At 64.0% G+C, this 16,723-nt stretch carries 20 protein-coding genes and 2 pseudogenes; 8 read left to right on the top strand and 14 right to left on the bottom strand.

The genetic code is table 11. The annotated features are described in order from the left end of the window. Positions 1-109 precede the first annotated feature (109 nt). The 4 genes and pseudogenes from BM424_RS28095 to BM424_RS28085 all read right to left on the bottom strand — a co-directional run bounded on the left by BM424_RS28095 (position 110) and on the right by BM424_RS28085 (position 2,850). Positions 110-1,281 (bottom strand): IS3 family transposase gene (locus BM424_RS28095; protein WP_093424325.1). Its coding sequence is split into 2 segments (ribosomal slippage): positions 110-1,023 and positions 1,023-1,281, totalling 1,173 coding nucleotides; the frame shifts between segments, so codons are not numbered across the junction. A gap of 178 nt (positions 1,282-1,459) precedes the next feature. Then, positions 1,460-1,669, bottom strand: a complete 210-nt coding sequence (locus BM424_RS29300) for a transposase (protein WP_217649871.1) — start codon at positions 1,667-1,669, stop codon at positions 1,460-1,462. Between the two features lie 9 nt (positions 1,670-1,678). Then, positions 1,679-2,226 (bottom strand): annotated as a pseudogene (locus BM424_RS29295) (IS5 family transposase). A gap of 444 nt (positions 2,227-2,670) precedes the next feature. Next, positions 2,671-2,850, bottom strand: a complete 180-nt coding sequence (locus BM424_RS28085; protein WP_093424323.1) for a hypothetical protein — start codon at positions 2,848-2,850, stop codon at positions 2,671-2,673. A 98-nt stretch (positions 2,851-2,948) separates the two neighbouring features. Here BM424_RS28085 and BM424_RS28080 point away from each other — a divergent pair, with 98 nt between their 5' ends. Continuing rightward, positions 2,949-3,197: a hypothetical protein gene (locus BM424_RS28080; RefSeq protein WP_093424320.1), complete on the top strand. Its 249-nt coding sequence runs from the start codon at positions 2,949-2,951 to the stop codon at positions 3,195-3,197. Between the two features lie 307 nt (positions 3,198-3,504). Here BM424_RS28080 and BM424_RS29670 read toward each other — a convergent pair whose 3' ends face one another. From BM424_RS29670 to BM424_RS28065, 3 genes are all read right to left on the bottom strand, one after another. Beyond that, positions 3,505-3,801 (bottom strand): hypothetical protein, encoded by a 297-nt coding sequence (locus tag BM424_RS29670; RefSeq protein WP_245776190.1) that lies wholly within the window; start codon positions 3,799-3,801, stop codon positions 3,505-3,507. Positions 3,802-4,542: 741 nt separating this feature from the next. After that, the gene (locus BM424_RS28070; RefSeq protein WP_093424355.1) at positions 4,543-4,959 is read right to left on the bottom strand and encodes a DUF6292 family protein; all 417 of its coding nucleotides are present in this window, start codon (positions 4,957-4,959) and stop codon (positions 4,543-4,545) included. Positions 4,960-5,414: 455 nt separating this feature from the next. Beyond that, positions 5,415-5,906, bottom strand: coding sequence for an MSMEG_6728 family protein (locus BM424_RS28065; protein WP_093424318.1), 492 nt, complete (start codon positions 5,904-5,906; stop codon positions 5,415-5,417). Positions 5,907-6,323: 417 nt separating this feature from the next. Between BM424_RS28065 and BM424_RS28060 the strand changes: the two genes are divergently transcribed. Both BM424_RS28060 and BM424_RS28055 read left to right on the top strand, forming a co-directional pair. Next, on the top strand, positions 6,324-6,809 hold the full coding sequence (locus BM424_RS28060) for a DUF2243 domain-containing protein (protein ID WP_093424315.1): 486 nt from the start codon (positions 6,324-6,326) through the stop codon (positions 6,807-6,809). Between the two features lie 44 nt (positions 6,810-6,853). Further along, positions 6,854-7,603: a cytochrome c oxidase assembly protein gene (locus BM424_RS28055; RefSeq protein WP_093424352.1), complete on the top strand. Its 750-nt coding sequence runs from the start codon at positions 6,854-6,856 to the stop codon at positions 7,601-7,603. A gap of 970 nt (positions 7,604-8,573) precedes the next feature. On the opposite strand, the gene BM424_RS28050 is transcribed toward BM424_RS28055, so the two are convergent. Continuing rightward, a complete protein-coding gene (locus BM424_RS28050; protein WP_093424313.1) occupies positions 8,574-9,032 on the bottom strand; it encodes a DUF6098 family protein in 459 nt (152 codons plus the stop codon). A 571-nt stretch (positions 9,033-9,603) separates the two neighbouring features. Between BM424_RS28050 and BM424_RS28045 the strand changes: the two genes are divergently transcribed. Then, complete coding sequence (locus BM424_RS28045; protein ID WP_342742663.1) at positions 9,604-9,927, top strand: 50S ribosomal protein L11 methyltransferase; 324 nt, start codon at positions 9,604-9,606, stop codon at positions 9,925-9,927. On the opposite strand, the gene BM424_RS28040 is transcribed toward BM424_RS28045, so the two are convergent. From BM424_RS28040 to BM424_RS28030, 3 genes are all read right to left on the bottom strand, one after another. Beyond that, entirely contained in the window at positions 9,858-10,316 is a 459-nt protein-coding gene (locus tag BM424_RS28040) for an SRPBCC family protein (RefSeq protein WP_093424310.1), read from the bottom strand. The genes BM424_RS28045 and BM424_RS28040 overlap by 70 nt on opposite strands. A 69-nt stretch (positions 10,317-10,385) precedes the next feature. Next, positions 10,386-11,324, bottom strand: coding sequence for a manganese catalase family protein (locus BM424_RS28035; RefSeq protein ID WP_281248810.1), 939 nt, complete (start codon positions 11,322-11,324; stop codon positions 10,386-10,388). Positions 11,325-11,612: 288 nt separating this feature from the next. Beyond that, positions 11,613-11,864: a hypothetical protein gene (locus BM424_RS28030; RefSeq protein WP_245776189.1), complete on the bottom strand. Its 252-nt coding sequence runs from the start codon at positions 11,862-11,864 to the stop codon at positions 11,613-11,615. Positions 11,865-11,984: 120 nt separating this feature from the next. On the opposite strand from BM424_RS28030, the gene BM424_RS28625 reads away from it, so the two are divergent. Next, positions 11,985-12,236 carry a hypothetical protein gene (locus BM424_RS28625; protein ID WP_139274196.1) on the top strand — a complete coding sequence of 84 codons (252 nt, stop codon included), beginning with the start codon at positions 11,985-11,987 and terminating at the stop codon, positions 12,234-12,236. On the opposite strand, the gene BM424_RS29660 is transcribed toward BM424_RS28625, so the two are convergent. Both BM424_RS29660 and BM424_RS29655 read right to left on the bottom strand, forming a co-directional pair. Then, on the bottom strand, positions 12,226-12,645 hold the full coding sequence (locus BM424_RS29660; protein ID WP_245776188.1) for a UbiA family prenyltransferase: 420 nt from the start codon (positions 12,643-12,645) through the stop codon (positions 12,226-12,228). The genes BM424_RS28625 and BM424_RS29660 overlap by 11 nt on opposite strands. Before the next feature lie 29 nt (positions 12,646-12,674). After that, positions 12,675-13,109, bottom strand: coding sequence for a UbiA prenyltransferase family protein (locus BM424_RS29655; RefSeq protein WP_245776187.1), 435 nt, complete (start codon positions 13,107-13,109; stop codon positions 12,675-12,677). A 36-nt stretch (positions 13,110-13,145) separates the two neighbouring features. Between BM424_RS29655 and BM424_RS28020 the strand changes: the two genes are divergently transcribed. From BM424_RS28020 to BM424_RS29940, 3 genes and pseudogenes are all read left to right on the top strand, one after another. Continuing rightward, on the top strand, positions 13,146-14,204 hold the full coding sequence (locus tag BM424_RS28020; protein ID WP_093424303.1) for a type III polyketide synthase: 1,059 nt from the start codon (positions 13,146-13,148) through the stop codon (positions 14,202-14,204). Positions 14,205-14,227: 23 nt separating this feature from the next. Beyond that, a complete protein-coding gene (locus BM424_RS28015; RefSeq protein WP_217649868.1) occupies positions 14,228-14,719 on the top strand; it encodes an isoprenylcysteine carboxyl methyltransferase family protein in 492 nt (163 codons plus the stop codon). After that, positions 14,712-15,560 (top strand): annotated as a pseudogene (locus tag BM424_RS29940) (NAD(P)/FAD-dependent oxidoreductase); the annotation flags it as partial. The gene BM424_RS28015 and the pseudogene BM424_RS29940, both read left to right, overlap by 8 nt. Before the next feature lie 317 nt (positions 15,561-15,877). Here the strand turns inward: BM424_RS29940 and BM424_RS29650 are convergent. Next, on the bottom strand, positions 15,878-16,345 hold the full coding sequence (locus BM424_RS29650; RefSeq protein WP_093424298.1) for a DUF4383 domain-containing protein: 468 nt from the start codon (positions 16,343-16,345) through the stop codon (positions 15,878-15,880). Positions 16,346-16,723 lie beyond the last annotated feature (378 nt).

The following is a 16,723-nucleotide window of genomic DNA, read 5'->3' as shown; positions in this document are numbered from 1 at the left end:
TCACCCACGAAAAATCAGACAGACCCTTCGGAAAGCACCCAGCGACCAGTGAACTGAAGTCAAGGGGTGAGGTGTGTCAAGGATCTTGGACGGGCCTCGGTGGGTTTCCTCAGGCCGCGGTCGCGGTGAGGTGGTCTCGGTGGGCTTCGGCTGGGGTGCGGTAACCGAGGCTGCTGTGGAGTCGTTTCCGGTTGTAGAACACTTCGATGTAGTCGGCGACGGCGAAGCGGGCGCGGGCTCGGGTGGGGAACGGTTCTCGGTGATACATCTCGTTTTTCAATGAGGCGAAGAATGACTCGGCGGCGGCGTTGTCCCAACACACCCCGGCCCGCCCGACGCTGGTGCGAACCTGATTGTCCTTGCAGAAGCGGGAAAACTCTCCGGATGTGTATTGCGTGCCGCGGTCGGAGTGGAACACCGCCTCTGGGCGGAGATGTCCGTGGGTGATGGCCATGTCCAGGGCGTCCATGACCAGGCTGGTGCGCATGTGCTCGGCCAGCTGCCATCCGACGACCATTCGTGTTGCCAGGTCGATCACGGTCGCGAGATACAGCCACCCTTCACTGGTTCTGAGGTAGGTGATGTCGCCGACAAGCCGATGGCCCGGCGCATCCGCGGTGAACTCGCGACCGATCAGATCCGGGCTGTGCACCGGCTCTTCGCCGGGCACCGTGGTGCGTTTGTAGGCACGGGGTTGACATGCCGCTAGCCCAAATTCGCGCATCAGGTCGGCAACCAACCCGACGCTGCACGCGTGGCCTTCGCGATTGAGCTGGGCGGCGACCCGGCGACAGCCGAAGGTGCCCCGGCCCTCGGTGAACAGCCGGTCCACGTGGGTGCCCAGCTCGCGCCGACGGGCCTGGGTGGCGGTCTCGGTGGCCACCCGTTTCCGCCAGGAGTAATACGACGAGCGTGGCACCCCGAGTAACCGGCACATCCAGGTGATCGGATAGTTGGCCTTCTCCGCGTCGATCACGGCACAGCGCTCGGTTACTGCGACGTCCGCGCGAAGAAGGCCGCGGCTTTTTTCAGGAACTCGTTTTCCATCCGCAGCCGGCGGATCTCGTCTTCCATCTCCGCCACGCGGGCTCGTTCGGACGGGCTCACCGGCTGCTCAGAACCGGGGTTCTCCCGTCGCCACGCGTTGACCCAGTTGGCCAGTGTGCCCGCGTTGATCTCCAAGTCCCGGGCGACCTCGGCGACCGGCTTCTCGGTCTCGATCACCATCTGCACAGCCTCAGCCTTGAACTGAGCACTGAACCTCCGACGCTGCTCGGGCATGCACACATCCTCTCAAACGAGAGGCCCTGTCCAAGATCCTTGGTACACCTCAGTTTCAGCAACCCGCCTCTAGTGTCCTGCGTCGGAAGTTGGTTTTGTAAGTGTAGGGTTCGTGGATGGCGAAGTCGGGCCGGCCGAAGAAGGTTGAGCTGAAGGTGTCTGAGAGCCTGTTCCTGAACTAGCGAGTGAGGCGTCTGCTGATGGTGTGGATCATGGCCCAGCGGACCATGGCTTCGTGGTGTTCAGGATGGCGTTCGTAGTCGCGCACGCAGCGGCGGTGCTGGTTGATCCAGGCCAGAGTGCGTTCCACGACCCATCGGCGCGGCAGGACAACGAACCCGACCTGACCTGCGAGTTTCGAGACGATCTCGATGCTGATGCCGAACAACGACTTGGTTCAGTCGATGAGCGTGCCGGTGTAGCCGGAGTCGGCCCAGACCAGGCGGATACTCGGGCAAAGATAGCGCAGGCGAGCCAGGAGGTTGCGGGCGGCGACGCGGTCTTGGGCCTCGGCGCCGGTCACGAGCACGCAGATCAGGAGACCGAGCGTGTCCACGGCGATGTGGCGTTCACGTTTCTTGCCAGCGTCGAAGCCCCGACTCCGTGCACTGACGGTCTCGGCGGCTTTGACCGAGGCGGAGTCGATACTGCCGGCGCTGGGCCCAGCACGACGCCCCTGGGCCAGTCGTGCCCGATCACGCAGAGCGTCGAGCAGTGTTTGGGTGATTCCGACGGCCTCCCACGCAGCGAAGTGGTTGTACACAGTGGACCAGGGTGGGAAATCGCCTGGTAGCGCCCGCCACTTGATGCCGTTGTCGACCACGTACAGGATCGCATCGACGATCTCGCGACGCGGCAGTGTTTGGCTCGACGCCCGCCTCGCCCGGCCAGCCATCCTGGCGTCGGTAGCAGCGATTCGACGATCGCCCACTGCGCCTCACTCATATCCGACGGATAGCGACGTGACCTGCGTGGCCGGCGATGCGAGGTAGCCAACAGGCAACATTGCCCACCCCGCGCGTGAACCAACGACATATTCGGGCACGATGACACCTCGGGACTCCTCGGTAGAGCGGATGACTAGGCATCAACCGATCTACCAGGAGTCCCTTCTCATCGCCGCAGTGCCCCGACCGACCAAGATCAGTTCAGGAACAGGCTCTCAGTCGTAGGTTTTCTCTGACCTGGGAGAACAGCGACAGCGACGACTGGTGAGATGTGGGGGCTTGCCAGGCCTCGAAAAGAAGGCGAGTGACGTTGGGGTCACCCGCCCAGCCTCTTTGAGAGACGTCGTTCACCGACGATGCGCCCTTGTATACCACCTGACCTGGTACGCGGAGAGTGTTTGCCTGGGATCAGAGCGCTGCGTGTCTCCCGAGCTGCGGGCCGCTACTCGGCGAGCAGACGGCCGTGAATGCGCAATGCTCGGGCGGCCTCGTGGTGCCGGTTCCTCTCTGCCCGGTGCAGTAGTCGCGCGGCGGCGTAGAGCTGGGCGACGCGACCCGTCGAGGTGTCGAGCACGCTGCGGAACTGCGACAGGACCGCGACGTAGGTAGCCGGAGCGAGCAAGCTGCAGCACAGCAGTTCCGCTGCGTCGGTGCCTCCGGACCACGGCCCCACCCTTCCCAGCCCAAGAGCCCGAACTCAGGACACAGCACGTTGTTCCAGTGCAGATCACCGTGGACGGTCTCCCACCGCTCCACGTGAGTGGGCGCCTGGTCACCGAAGGTCTCGCGGATGCGCCGGGTGACCTGGTCCTGATCGGCATGGACACGACTGTCGAGGTCCCGGCGAGAGTCGCGAGTGTATCTTTCAAAGTCGACCACCAGGAAAAAGGCATGGGCTCATCAGTTGACGGGATATCGGTGTTCGAGCACGGATGGCCGGGAAGCAGCGTGGACAGCTCGGCGCGCTGACACCTCCCGTCTCCCCACTCGAACGTGCCCAGCACGTGCGGGCGCGAGATCGTCTCGGGAAGATCGTTCGCGTCGGCGTTGCCGGTCCAGAACTGGCCGCGTGCCCACTGCGGGAACTCCGAGACCACCCGAAGCCACCGATCGCCACCTGAATCATCGCGTGCCCTCGCACCGATGGAACGCATCCGCCATCCGAACACGGGATCTCCGGTCACGGAAACAGCCATGTGCTCCGCGGCCAGGTCGAGATTGCCGCGCATCCAATCGGCAAAGCGACGGTCGGCGATCTCAGCAGCAGTGTGGCCCATTAGACGACGATGTGGCGCGGGGAGCGGTCGGGGTTGGCAAGGTAGCGGCGCCAATGGTCGAGGCGATCACGCTCATCCCATGTGACCCGCCGGAACCCGTACTCTCCGAGCTCGATGATGTCGGCACCGGATGTGGCCGCGAGGATCGATGAGTGCGTCGGACACACCACCTGTGCCCCGCGCCAACCAAGTTCGTGTATGAGATCGACCAGCCGCAGCCGCAAAGTGAACGAGAGCGCCGCCTCAGACTCACCCATGACGCAGCGACCGCGGCTGTCGACCATCTCCCGCAACACCGTTAGAAGTCCTTTCCCATGCGACATGGCCGACGTGTCATCGTTCCAACACCCCGGCACCCCGCCAGGTTCTGGGCCCTCTGAACTGCCATCTCCGCACGCAGGAAAGCCCCTCTGTTGAAGTGGCGGTCCGCCGAGCATCCGAGATCCGGCCGCAGTAGTTTCCAATGTCAGCAAATGGCCGAATGGAGATTTCGTCGCGCTCAGGCGACCGCCTTTCACCGCCAACCGACGGCCGTAGCAATCGAGCTTGAAGCCCTCGGCGATCGCTTCGAGGAGCGTAGATCTGCCGGACCCGTGGCTGCCGACAAATGAAGATCACCGCCTGGAACGTCAGCCCTTCCTCAGCGAACTCGGCCACGCACGGCACAGTGAACAGCCACCGGTCGCGCTCAGCGCAACCGGGGCGATTGGCCTCTCTGAAAAGGCCGCGTCGGACGAACACCACGCTCCCAGGTGTAGGCGTCGTAGCTCGGTAGGCACCCGCCATTGGGCCCGCATAACCCGGCGCCGGTCGGCCAGCATGACGGGTTACAGGCAGGTCCGCAGCTCGACACACAGAGGATCACGCACCGCCTTCGGCCGCGGAGCGAAGTGAATACGCAGTGTCACGCCGCCTCGGCCAAATGAGAGCAGCACCGCTGAACACCCGCCGGGTCATGACGGGCGACGGTTCCACCGGGCGGGCGTGGTCGAAGCCGACCTCATCGACGTCACCAGCAGGAGCACAACCGGCCGTACCTACCCTCTTTCGTGGTCGAGGAACTGCGCGAGCCGCGTCTCCAGATCATCACCAGCATTCGGCAGACGGAAAGCAGTGGCCGTTAACGTGCCGGGATTCCTGCCATGGACCGCGTCCCGCAGGAAAGCCTGCACGGTCTGCGGGTCGGGCAGGATGTCCTCGCCCAAGTAGGCCAGCGGCGTCGTATGGCCCATCGAACTCGTCTCAACCCGCAGCGCCCACCCGGCCACCTCGTCCCAAGTGAGCAGGAGAGGCGAATCCGCCAGCGTCGGCACACGTGACTTCACCAGAACGATCACCGTGGCCAGTCCACCGTCGACGTCGACGTCTACCTCGTCGACCTCGTCGGCCATGTCTTCGGCAACACGGCGTACGTAGTTGACCAGGCCGCCAACCGCAGGGCTAGCCGTATCCATCGAGCACCCCATCATTCATTAGCGCGCCGTTTGCCCGGCCTGCAGAACGACTCATAACGCAGACCTGCAGGATGTCCGTCATCCGGTTACCTCGCCCGCTCAACCGGGAAACGCCTTCCGAAGGTGAAACCATCACGTGTAGGCGCCCACGACGTGACGTGCCCGCGGCGAAGACGTAGGGCGGCTGCCCGCCAAGGGCAGTTACGGGGAAACGGCGGTCGCCGTCCGTCACCGCTCTTGCGGGCGCATCGCTTGACCGACGGGATTGCCTCTAGCGGGTCGCGGACTTGACCGCGTGCCGGAACAACGGCGGAGCCGATCTAACCGAGCGTTCCGGTAATGAAAAGCGGGCACGCCGAAGGCCGGGCCAGGGAAGTCATTCAGGACCAGGGTTTCCGCGCCGGTTTCCCATCGAAGTTGCGAACCAGCGAAGGTCGACAAAGGTGCTTCGTGTACTAAGGCGGCGACCTGCGGCCGAACCTTCGGGTACGGTCGGAGACTGGCCACACGTAAGGCAGGTCGTTGGCGACTCCGGCGAAGAACCTGCGGTAGTGGTCGGGATACTTGCGGAGCAGCGCTGACCGGTGGCTTCGGTGGAAATCAGGATCACCCAGCCACGGCGGTAGTTCTCCAGCTCTCGCCAGCTCATCCTGCGACCGCACGACGTCCAGCCCAGTCGCTGCTCCCCACTCCTTGCGCATGCTCACCTCGCAGGTGTCGGGGCTCCCGGATTTCTTCCACACGCCGCATGTCGTGATGCCATAGCAGGTCAACGCTTCCTCGTATCCCGCCCACATCGCCACTACCGGGTGGTGTTGCCAGCCGTAGCCGACGATGGTCAAGGCACGAAGGACCTGCAATGCTTCGACGCGCTGCTTGCCGAGTCGACGAGCATCGAGCACTTCGGCCGATTCGACGAAGTTCGGGTAGGGCAGGAACGTCTGCATACCTGCGGTGTGCCCAGCGCACCTCGCTGACAACCCTCAGCCACCGCGCCTACTCCCAGCGAACGCTCCGCTGCGTACTGCGGCTCTTCACGGCCCACCGGGGTAGTGCGGACAGCGCTCCTCGGCTGAGGCACTCCGGCTCTGAGACACGAGTGGTGGTTCGCGGCGGCAGCGGTAGCCACTTTCGTTCTTCGAACGGCGCTAGGAGACGACGGAACTCGAACCCCGCATCGACAGCCCCGGATCCCAGCATGGGCCTGAAACGGGTGACCCGCCCGGCCGCTGGTGAATTTGCTGCCTAGGCACAGGTTATCGATCGAGCACCACTCGCGGTTACGCGAACAGTCACAGGGGTAACCCATGAGCCGGTAGTCCTGCATCAGACCGAGACCGGAGCTCGCTCGAGGAGGCGGAGACGTGAAGGCTCGCGCACCCGACGCCGCCCGACGGACGCCTCCCGGCCGCAACCTGCTCGCCGGAGTTCTGCTGGGTCTGGGCACAGTGGCTTTCATCGACGAAGTGGTCTTTCACCAGCTGCTGCACTGGCACCACTTCTACGACCGTTCTACCAGCGGTATCGGCTTGGTCTCCGACGGGCTCTTCCACGCGTTCAGCTGGTTCGCGACAGTCGCCTCCCTGCTCATGGTCGCTACCCTGCGCCGCGAACGCGCTTTCAGCATCGCGGCCTTCGCGGCTGGCTGGCTGACCGGAGCCGGGTTCTTCCAACTCTACGACGGCCTCGTCCAACACAAACTTCTGAACCTGCACCAGATCCGCTACGGGGTGGACTTGACGCCCTATGACCTCACGTGGAACGCCCTCGCTGCCGTCCTGCTGCTGGCCGGAATCGCGTGGTGGGCTCTGCTATGGCTTCATTACCGCACCGAGCACCAAACACGCTAGAAGGCGTTGTCGATGCGTCATCATTCCACTCGAGTGCGGTGCTGATGAGCACCCGGGAATGCGTTGTCGTGCTGCTGTCGGGCATCGCCATCCTAGGATATGCGATCGCGACCGCGATACTGCGGAACCGGGGCGCCCAGTGGCCGACATACCGCTCGGCGTTGTGGGCTGCTGGGTGGTCGTGCGCCGCAGGAACCCTGGTGGGGCCGTTCGCGGAGCGCGCCCACCACGACTTCGTCGTCCACATGGCCGGACACATCCTGCTTGGAATGCTCGCACCCGTGCTCATCGTCTTGGCGGCTCCCGTCACCCTCGCTTTGCGCGTGCTACCGGTACGCGCCGCTCGCACGTTGGCGCGCTGCATCAACTCGCCGCCGATGAGGGTGCTGACACGGCCGACCATCGCAACGTTGCTCAACATCGGCGGTTTGTGGGTTCTCTACCGAACCGGCGTGTACGCGGCGATGCAGACCGAACCGTGGTTGCACGCCGCAGTCCACTTGCACGTGCTAACGGCCGGCTTCGTGTTCACCTTCGCCGTCCTTGGTGGCCCCGACCCCGCACCTCACCGCTCTCACGCGGCCTGGCGCGCCACGGCGTTGATCGTGGCCGTGGCCGCCCACAACGTACTGGCGAAAACGGTCTACGCCGCGCCTCCCGACGGCGTGAGCGCAGAACAGGCACAGGCAGGCGGCCAGCTCATGTACTACGGCTCCGCACCAGTAGAAATCTTGCTGCTCGTACTCCTGTGCCGGTCCTGGCTCACGTCCCGGTCAGCTACCACTCCACACTGATTAGATCGGTCGGAACCGGGACGCCCAGCACGCGCACTGCCAACCGGCGATACGCCGCGTCCGAGCATGGACCGGCCCACCCGATTCACTGCAGCCTTCCCCAGTGCGCGATCAAGCCCACGACCACAATCGATGAAAAGAAGAAGACTACGGGCAACAGATCACAGGCATCGCCGCAGAAGCGAAGAACGCTCCAGTCCGCTGAACCAGTGCACTCGCAGAATTCCAGTCCACCAGGTCGTCGGTAGAACGGGCCGTCGAGGTGACATACGAACGCGGCACACCTTCCGTTGTCGTACATCAAGCTTTGACACCGCGGATCACCACCAATTCCTCCGTGCGTTGGCCTACCTCGATGAGCCCTCGCTCCTCGAGGTAGCGCACGCGTTGCCGCAGCACCGGTCCGAACGGCTGGCACTAGGGGTCTGCGCGTCGAGGTGCAAAGGGTTGAGTCGCTCGCGGTGCTGGCCTCGTGCACTGGTTATGGTGCTGGACCTTCGGTGCATGCCGGCTTACGCGGTCAATGCATGGAAAGCACGAGGTCGAACCTCAAGCGAGCTGTCCGCGAACACGTCGAGCAGAACGGCGGTTGCTCTATTGCTGTGGCGCACCACGGGCATCCCGTCGTCGGTCTCTGCTCCGCCACTACGCGGCGCTGCGCGTGCATGGGACGCGGGACACGACGGCCGTGCGGTGTTGCTTCCTCTGATGGGACGTGTTGTGTTCCGTGGCACCAGGTATGCTCAGGCGTAGCGGCCCGGACTGTCCGATGTCGACGAAACGGTGAACCGCCTTCAAAGTTCGGGCCTGGCAGTGGCGATTGTCGCGCGCCAGGACTGAGGATGCTTTGATCAACGACCGAACAACTCATCACGATCATCGTGCAGGCCAGCCGCAGGGCCGTTACACAATGCCGGCTCCGGGAGGGGGCGCGAATCGCGTGGGAACGCCTCCGAATGGACTGGTGGCCTCACGTGTACCGGTCCAGCGGTCCCCAACCACCGTGGAAGTTTTTGACCAAACCTCGTGCTTCCTGAAGGGCATGTTCGGCCACCCAGGCAAGTGCCTGCTGGCAACGAACGAGAGGTTCGTTGTCAGGGCCCCGTGCGACCTCTACGCCTCGCAGCAGCCACGCTCGCACGTCGGGCTCAGGGCGGCGCTTGCGCAGGTGTTCGTAGTCGTAGAGCCTCCGCGCGACCCAAAGCCGCAGTGAACGGTCGCCCCACCACGACTCGACTTGTAAGGGGTTCGCTGAGAGTCCTGGAAGCTCGACGCCGGTGAGCTCGTCACTGCTCGTGGAGCCCGCGTCGACCGTTGGCCCGCGCGACCAGCGCACGTAGAGCCCGAGTCCGCTCCTTTCGAGCAGTACGAACTCGACCAATTCGTCGAGACCACACACCACCGGAAGCTCTTCGTGGTCATGGTTCATTGCAAGTGGTTACCCGACTGCGGGACGACATAAAGCGTTCGAGGTGGTGGGAGGCCCCGACGTGTGGGACCCGGAGGTGGTTCGCCCACTCGACGGCCAAGGCCGGTTCGGTTCGATGAGGAGGGCGGAACCCACGTCTGGCAGGTGAAGGCCTGTCCGGCGAGGCCCGACGAACGAGCCCTTATAGTGACCGCGGTCTTGGTCGGCTGGGGTGGCGCCGCCTCCACGCGTGATTGCACGGAAGGTAACACTTTCTCGGCGATGCCTCTGAGAAGTCGGGCCGTGGGCGGCGAGTCTGGATGATTGATCTGTCCTTAGGCGGTTGCGGAGGCGCAGAAGCAGCCCGGTGGGATGACGAGCGGGGCGTGGGGGCCGGATTCTCGTTCTGGGGCGTACGTGCCCAGCCCAGTTGAACCGCAGGTGCCGTCGCGGGGCAGTCCCACGGCGTCCTAACAGGAATCATTCCCTTTCGTTTCGCCTCTCCCGCTACCACGACGGCTGCAGTCGTAGCGCATTTTGTAAGCCCCCATCAACGAGCTGATGTTTGAACTGGGTTGTTGATGGGAAAAATATGAAGATGTGGGTGCTTAGCTCGCCAGGGGTGTACCGGCCGCAGGGCGATACCTACCTGCTGGAGCACGTTCTGAAACGCTCGGGTGTTTGTGCCGGCTTGGACGTACTTGATGTAGGAACTGGCACGGGTGCGCTCGCAATGGTCGCAGCGCGGTGTGGTGCCAGAAGCGTCACCGCGGTAGATGTTTCTGCACGCGCCGTGCTCACAGCTTGGGTCAACGCGCGGATTAGCGCGACCCAATCGCCGAAACCTCAACGCCCTCGCCTGGTGCCCTCCATGATTTCCTTGAAGGATTCGAGAGCACGCTCAACCTTCTGCTGAGGGTCCGCGAACAGCGTGGCCACGGCCTCCGCCACCCCGCCCCCCGGCACGTCGTACCGCAAGCTCACTTCTACTCCTGTACTCTCCCCATGGTCGTCGAACCGCACCGCCCCCGCCGTGGAAACGGTGTTGGACTCCTCGGTGTGCTCCTCGATCGATTTCCACGCGATTTTGCGGCCTGGCTCGTCCTCGACGATCCGCGCATCCCACTCGACGTTCTTGCCTGCGGGTCCGGAGACCACCCAATGCGTTGTCTCGGCTTCAGCGCTTCGCGGTTCCACCCGTTGCACGTCGGGGAAGATTTCGGGAACGTGGGTGAGCGGGCGCCACCACTGATAGCACTTCTCGGCGGGCGCTCGCACTTCCAGGTAGTGGGCTACTGACCCCATTTGCTCTCCTCGTTCATCTCGTTCAGGTGCGTTCGGCACCCGTCTGCAGCTGGGAACGTTGGTCCCGATCTAGCTAACGGGGCCGTATCGGACAGGTTCGTCGGCCTCGGCGAGCTCGAGCTCTGCGGTGGCCTGCACGAGTTCGAGTAGCTCGCGGTCGAGTCCGGGGGCGAACTCCTCTGGACGCGGGTCAGCAATGTCAATCGGCACCCCTTCGGGCGCCTGCGCGGTGCCCAACGACTTGCCGGGGTCCGAGGGCGACGCCCCGCGGAAGATCTTGCCCGCCTCTGAGAGGTGGTCGAGGTCGAAGGTGTACTGCTTGTTTTCCAAGCCACGCTCGAGCAGTGTGGCGACTTCGGGGAACTTCTCCGCCGAAGTCTTCGGAATCGGCAAGGTCTTCGACCAGTTCACCCCGAGGCTCTCCAACGCCTTGGCGTAGGCGTTCTCGTGCGCTTGATCGCGAACGATCAGGTAGGCCACCGTGGACCGCAAGGTGCGGTTTGCGCTCATCTCGTAGATCCGGCACTTCTGCAGTCGGCCGGTCGACTCCAACATCAAGTTGTACAAGAGGTCCAGTACGAGGTTTCCGCTGTTGTAGACGTACGAACCGGACCACGGGTTGCCGACCGCGTCCACGGGCATCGCACCTTGCGCACCGACCAGGAAGTGGTGAATGTTCCCGTCGGACAATGCGTTCGACAGTGGAGTCGCTCCTCCTGCCGCGGGTTCGTCCAGGTCGGTGGCTGTGCCGTTGTAACGAGGCGAGCCGTCGGTCAGGCGAGCGATCGTGGTCGCGATCAGCTCGACATGGCTTATCTCCTCCGTGCCGATTCCGTGCAGCAGGTCCCGAAATGGCTTGGCTTGGGCGCCGCGGAAATTGAAGCTCTGGAAGAGATACTGCATCATAGTGCGCATTTCTCCGAATTGCCCACCCAACCCCTCCTGCAAAGCGTTGGCCGCCCCCGGATCCGGCTCGTCCGGGACGATCTCGTTGATCATCTTCTGCACGTGGTAGAACATGGCGCTCCAAAATGGCTTCGGTGGTGATCTCGACTCTGGCATTAGCGTGCCACCGTCACGAACCGAAGGTTTCGTTCAGGAGACGCGATTTCGGGCGTACGGAGACTGCCTGACAATCCGCGAGAGAACGAACTGGGCCCGCGATGAGTGTTCTAATCACGCGTGCCGCAGTGTCCCGCCGGCGACAGTCGTACCACTTGGCACTCCCGCAACAGCTGCACAAGATCGCGGATGCCTTGTCGAAATGGCTGAGAGGTCGAGGCGCGCCGACCAGCCCTATCGACCACCCTTCACATCTTGTTTCTCATCTACGCGAAGCGCCACACCCAAGGCGAAGAAACTAGGCGCCCATTCCCCCACGAAGATTCCCCAACGGTCCGCTCGGTCGGTCGATTCCGAGGCATTGAGCGATGCGGCCCAACTGATCACGCTCAGAGCAATAGAGATCAGCCCTGCGGCGAACATGTGGTCGGACGTAACGCCCTTCTTTCGCAGAATGGTCAACACCGTGGCCTCCAGTGAGATCAAGGAATTTGCTTCTCCTCTTGCATTTCCCGGCACGACCAACCCTAAACTCGACCGCCGCCCAGTAGTCGACCAGAGCGGCAGAAGCGATCAGAACCAGGTTTCTCGCGTGGGTCACGCGAGATGCATGTCGTCGGCACGTCGATGCTCGCAGCAGCATGCCGGTGGTTGGGCCTCCGCCGCACCTCCCGGAAGGCGCTGTGTGCGGGACTCAGCCGCGGGGCCGACGCCGAACTGGGAAACGTGATCCAGATACTGCCGTGTTTCGTCTGGGCGCGCACCAGCGCCAAAACCCGCAGCCGCAGCACGAAAGCAGTTCTCTCCGGTGACATCCGGCGTCTGAGCGAACTTCAGGGCAGCGTGCTCAATTCGTGACCGCGAGCAGCACGACAACGTCGAGCACCGCGATCACCACAGTGAACCGAAACGCCGTCGGGCTGTGCGGGGAACGTACCGCGATCGTGGCTGTCACGAGAGCTAACACAATTCCGGCCGACGAAGCCGCGGCAGTGAACGCGGTCGGCGTGACTTGCGGGGCGGTGCCGAGGACGACCGATGCGGCAGCCAGTGCTGCGACCATGACGATCACGCCGGCCTGCGGGCCTAGCCGATGTGGGAGGCCGCGCACCCCGGTCTTCGCGTCGTCCCGCAGGTCGGGAAGAGCGTTCGCGACATGTGCTCCGAAACCGAGCAGTGCGCTGACGACCGGAACCCACCACGGCGGCCAGGGCTGTCCAGGCAGCGCCGCATATGGCGCCACGGGCAGCGCGCCAAAGGCAAGCACGTAGGTCGCACCGGACCAGGTCGTCCCCTTCAGCCCGAGGTTGTACGCCCACGCGCCGCGGCGATTCCTATCAGCAAAGCCGCAGCGGGACGAGGTCCGAGCAACGACGACAACACGATCGCGGCAAGCAGCGCCGCGGATGCGGTGAGGCCAACGGCCACCACCGGGACTGTTCCTACCGCGACCGGTTTGTCTTTTCGTCCGACTGAGCGATCTCGCGCGGCGTCGATCCAGTCGTTGGACCACCCGACCGACAACTGACCAGTCAGCACTGCTGCACCGAGCAACACCACCTGTCCAAAGCGGAGCCCCAGACCAGCGGCGAAAACCACAACCAAAGATGTCACCGCAAGTCCCGGCGCCGGGTGAGAGGCGCGGATGAGACCTCGTGCCAACTCCTGCCAGCGTCGCTTGTTCGGTGCAGAACGTCCAGCACTGTTGTGTCCCTCTGCGGAACAGGTCATCTGGCGAGTGTAGGCGGAAGTCGTACCGTGGAAACGGTGACAACCATTTCGGCCGTGCACGGAACGCTCCCGCCACATCGGTATCCACAAGCGCAGCTGACCGAGCTGTTCAGCCGGATGTGCCTACCAGACCGGACTGCGCGAGCCGTGGCGAACCGAATTCACACCAGCGCACGTGTCGCTACCCGGCACCTGGCGCTGCCCATCGAGCAGTACGACGAGCTGGATGGTTTCACCGCGGCGAACGACGCGTACCTGTCCGCAGCGGTGGATCTCGGATGCGACGCCGCACTCGGCGCTCTCAAAGCTGCTGGGTTCAGCGCCGCGGACGTGGACCTCGTGTTGTCGACGACGGTTACCGGGATCGCGGTCCCCTCCCTCGACGCGCGGATCGCGGAACGCATCGGGATGCGTCCGGACGTCAAAAGGGTGCCGGTAGTGGGGCTTGGCTGTCTAGCAGGGGCAGCGGGGATCGCGCGGTTGCACGACTTCCTGCGTGGCTGGCCGAGTGCGGTGGCGATGCTGGTCTCGGTCGAGCTGTGCTCCCTCACCGTCCAACGCCAGGATCACAGCCCTGCCAATATGGTGGCGGCAGGGCTGTTCGGCGACGGTGCTGCCGCACTCATCGCGGTGGGAGACGAACGTGCTGCGGGGTCGACGGGACCACGTGTGGTGGACTCTGTGAGTCACCTCTACGAGAACACCCAGCGTGCCATGGGGTGGGACGTCGGTGACTCGGGCCTGAAGGTAGTGCTGGGAGCGGAAGTGCCTGACCTCGTGCGCGCGCACCTGCCGCAGGACGTCGAACAGCTGTTGGCCCCGCACGAGCTCGAGACCGCGGACATCGCCCGTTGGATTTGCCACCCCGGCGGGCCGAAGGTCATCGAGGCCGTTCAATCGGTGTTGGGCCTCGACGAGGACGACCTGGCGATGACGTGGCGCTCCCTGCACCGGATCGGCAACGTGTCGTCATCCTCGGTGCTCCACGTCCTCGCCGACACGATCACTTCCAGACCCGCGTCCCCAGGGGATTGGGGCGTGATGATGGCTATGGGCCCCGGGTTCTGTGCAGAACTGGTGCTCCTGCGGTGGTAACCCAAGCCTGGTACACGGTCCTGGTGGGCCTGGTCGCAACAGAGCGGCTGGCCGAATTGGCGGTCGCGAAACGCAATCTGGCGTGGAGTTTGTCCCGAAGCGGGCGAGAGACCGGATCCGCTCACTACCCCTTCATGGTCGCGCTGCACACCGGCCTTCTGTTCGGCTGCGTGATCGAGGTGTGGCTGACTACCCGAGGCTTTTCGGGCTTGCTGGGCTGGCCGATGCTCGCTTTGGTCGTCGCGTCGCAAGCACTGCGGTGGTGGTGCATCCGCGTTCTCGGGCACCAGTGGAACACCCGCATCGTGATTGTCCCAGGCCTCCCCCTGGTCACCGACAGCCCATACCGTCTTCTCCCCCACCCGAACTACGTCGCGGTGGCCGTCGAAGGGTTCGCCCTGCCGCTCGTGCACGGCGCGTGGCTAACAGCTGTCGTTTTCACTGCGTTGAACGCGACGCTGCTCTCAGTGCGGATGCGTGCGGAGGACAAAGCGTTGAGGTCGGCACGTGCTTAGGCATCGTCACGACGTCGTGGTCGCTGGTGGCGGTCCCGCCGGCCTCGCGGTCGCGCTGGGGTGTGCACAAGCTGGCTTGGACGTCGTCGTGTGCGAGAAGCGCCCCGGAGTGATCGACAAAGCCTGTGGAGAAGGCTTGATGCCTGGCGCTGTCCGTGCACTTCGCGCTCTTGGGGTCGACCCGCCCGGCCACCCCATCGAAGGCATCACCTATCGACAGGGCTCTACGGTCGCCCGCGCTGCGTTCCGCACCGGATCCGGCAGAGGGGTACGACGCACAGCACTGCACAACGCTCTGCGCTACGCGGTAGAACGGCACGGCGTACCGATACTGACGACCCCGATCAGCCACGTCTCTCAACACAGCGATCACATCCGCGCAGGCGAATTGCGAGCGCGATACGTCGTCGCCGCTGATGGGCTGCATTCCACGGTCCGCGAACTCGCCGGACTGAGAAAGGTCAACACGGCAGGCTCGACGCGCGTCCCGCGTTGGGGTTTGCGCCGCCACTACGCCCTCGTTCCGTCCACCGACACAGTCGAGGTGACATGGCCACCGCAGTCCGAGGCGTACGTAACGCCGGTCGGACCGAACACTATCGGGGTCGCGATCCTCTCCTCTGTCCGTGGCGGTTTTGCACAGCAACTCTCTGCCTTCCCAGACCTGTCAGCACGAATCGCGGATGCGGAACCGACTACCTCCGTCCGTGGTGCTGGCCCGTTCCGCCAGCAAGCATCGAGCCGCGTCGCGGGCCGCGTCCTGCTCGTTGGGGACGCAGCCGGCTACGTGGACGCCCTCACCGGAGAAGGACTAGCGGTGTCTCTGTTGACCGCGGCAGAGCTCGTGCGCTGCATCATGATGGATCGGCCCTCCGCCTACGAGCGCGCCTGGAAGAGAACGTCACGGCGGTCACGATGGCTCACCGAGGCCCTGCTGTGGGCCAGGCGCCAACCGTCACTTTCCCGGCGGATCGTGAATCGTGCCGACCGCCGCCAGAAGTCCGCGGCTCTTCACGTTTGCTGTCGACCAGCTCGCACGATGACGTCGCTCTCAAGGGGAGCGCCAGCAATGGCCGTGGGCATGGTGTCCACACCATCGGCTACGAAGGCCCCGTTTGGCCACACCGTGCGCCGCGACGCCTATGAGACCGCATGGCCTCAGTCGCTGGCGCCCCTTCCAGAGGTACCTTCATGGTCACTCGTCGAACGGCGGCGGGTCGCTGCTTGCCAGATCAGCGCGCCTAGTGCGGTCATCCCGAGGCCCAGGAAGAGGTGCAACCAGTTGTCTGCAGTATTCAGTGGGACGAAGTTGGCCGCGCTGTCCATGTCGACGATGAGGCCATAGATCCACAACACCAGGTATACAGCGCCTCCCCCGATGAGAAACGAGATCGCGCCGCCGGCGGTTCGGGCGAGAACGAGGCCGACGATGCCGAACAGAAGGTGCACGATGTTGTGCAAAATCGATACGTGGAAAATACCAAGCAACATCGCGGTGGAGTGGTGGCCTGCGAATGTCATCCCCTCATATTCGGTTGTGACCCCAGGGATGAAACCAAGAATACCGACGAGCAGGAAAACTCCCGCCACGGCTGTTGCGGCGATCCGCGCGGGTGACTTGTTCATTGATCTGCCGGTCGTTGTCCCGCTCATGATGATTCTTCCCTTCTCGCGCTTTGGCAGGCTCTCGGCTACCCGCTATGAGTCGCAGCGACACGTCGCGACCGAGGGAACGGCCCGGTACTATACTTGGCGACTTGCAACGGACGACGGCATCAGACCGTCGTTTTGATCGTCACTGCCGAACGCTCACCTGGGTGGATCTTCTGCACGACCAACGTGCCCGCGGTAGATTGAATAGTCACCTTGAACCCGTGACGGTGGGAGCCGTAAACCGACTGCGTTGCTTAGAGCCTGTTCCTGAACTTGATCTTGGGTGGTGGGTGGGTGCGGGCATGAGAAGGGACTCCTGGTAGATCGGTTGATGCCTAGTCATCCGCTCTA

The organism is Saccharopolyspora flava (assembly GCF_900116135.1).
GTDB lineage: Bacteria > Actinomycetota > Actinomycetes > Mycobacteriales > Pseudonocardiaceae > Saccharopolyspora > Saccharopolyspora flava.
This window is presented reverse-complemented; position numbering and strand designations above follow the sequence as displayed.

What these genes read in the sequence shown, in the direction of transcription:
- BM424_RS28065 (WP_093424318.1), bottom strand. Translation starts at nt 5,906, where the DNA reads ATGCAGACGTTCCTGCCCTACCCGAACTTCGTCGAATCGGCCGAAGTG.
- BM424_RS28055 (WP_093424352.1), top strand. Translation starts at nt 6,854, where the DNA reads ATGAGCACCCGGGAATGCGTTGTCGTGCTGCTGTCGGGCATCGCCATC.
- BM424_RS28040 (WP_093424310.1), bottom strand. Translation starts at nt 10,316, where the DNA reads ATGGGGTCAGTAGCCCACTACCTGGAAGTGCGAGCGCCCGCCGAGAAG.
- BM424_RS28045 (WP_342742663.1), top strand. Translation starts at nt 9,604, where the DNA reads ATGAAGATGTGGGTGCTTAGCTCGCCAGGGGTGTACCGGCCGCAGGGC.
- BM424_RS28070 (WP_093424355.1), bottom strand. Translation starts at nt 4,959, where the DNA reads ATGGATACGGCTAGCCCTGCGGTTGGCGGCCTGGTCAACTACGTACGC.
- BM424_RS28050 (WP_093424313.1), bottom strand. Translation starts at nt 9,032, where the DNA reads ATGAACCATGACCACGAAGAGCTTCCGGTGGTGTGTGGTCTCGACGAA.
- BM424_RS29655 (WP_245776187.1), bottom strand. Translation starts at nt 13,109, where the DNA reads ATGACCTGTTCCGCAGAGGGACACAACAGTGCTGGACGTTCTGCACCG.
- BM424_RS29650 (WP_093424298.1), bottom strand. Translation starts at nt 16,345, where the DNA reads ATGAACAAGTCACCCGCGCGGATCGCCGCAACAGCCGTGGCGGGAGTT.
- BM424_RS28625 (WP_139274196.1), top strand. Translation starts at nt 11,985, where the DNA reads ATGCATGTCGTCGGCACGTCGATGCTCGCAGCAGCATGCCGGTGGTTG.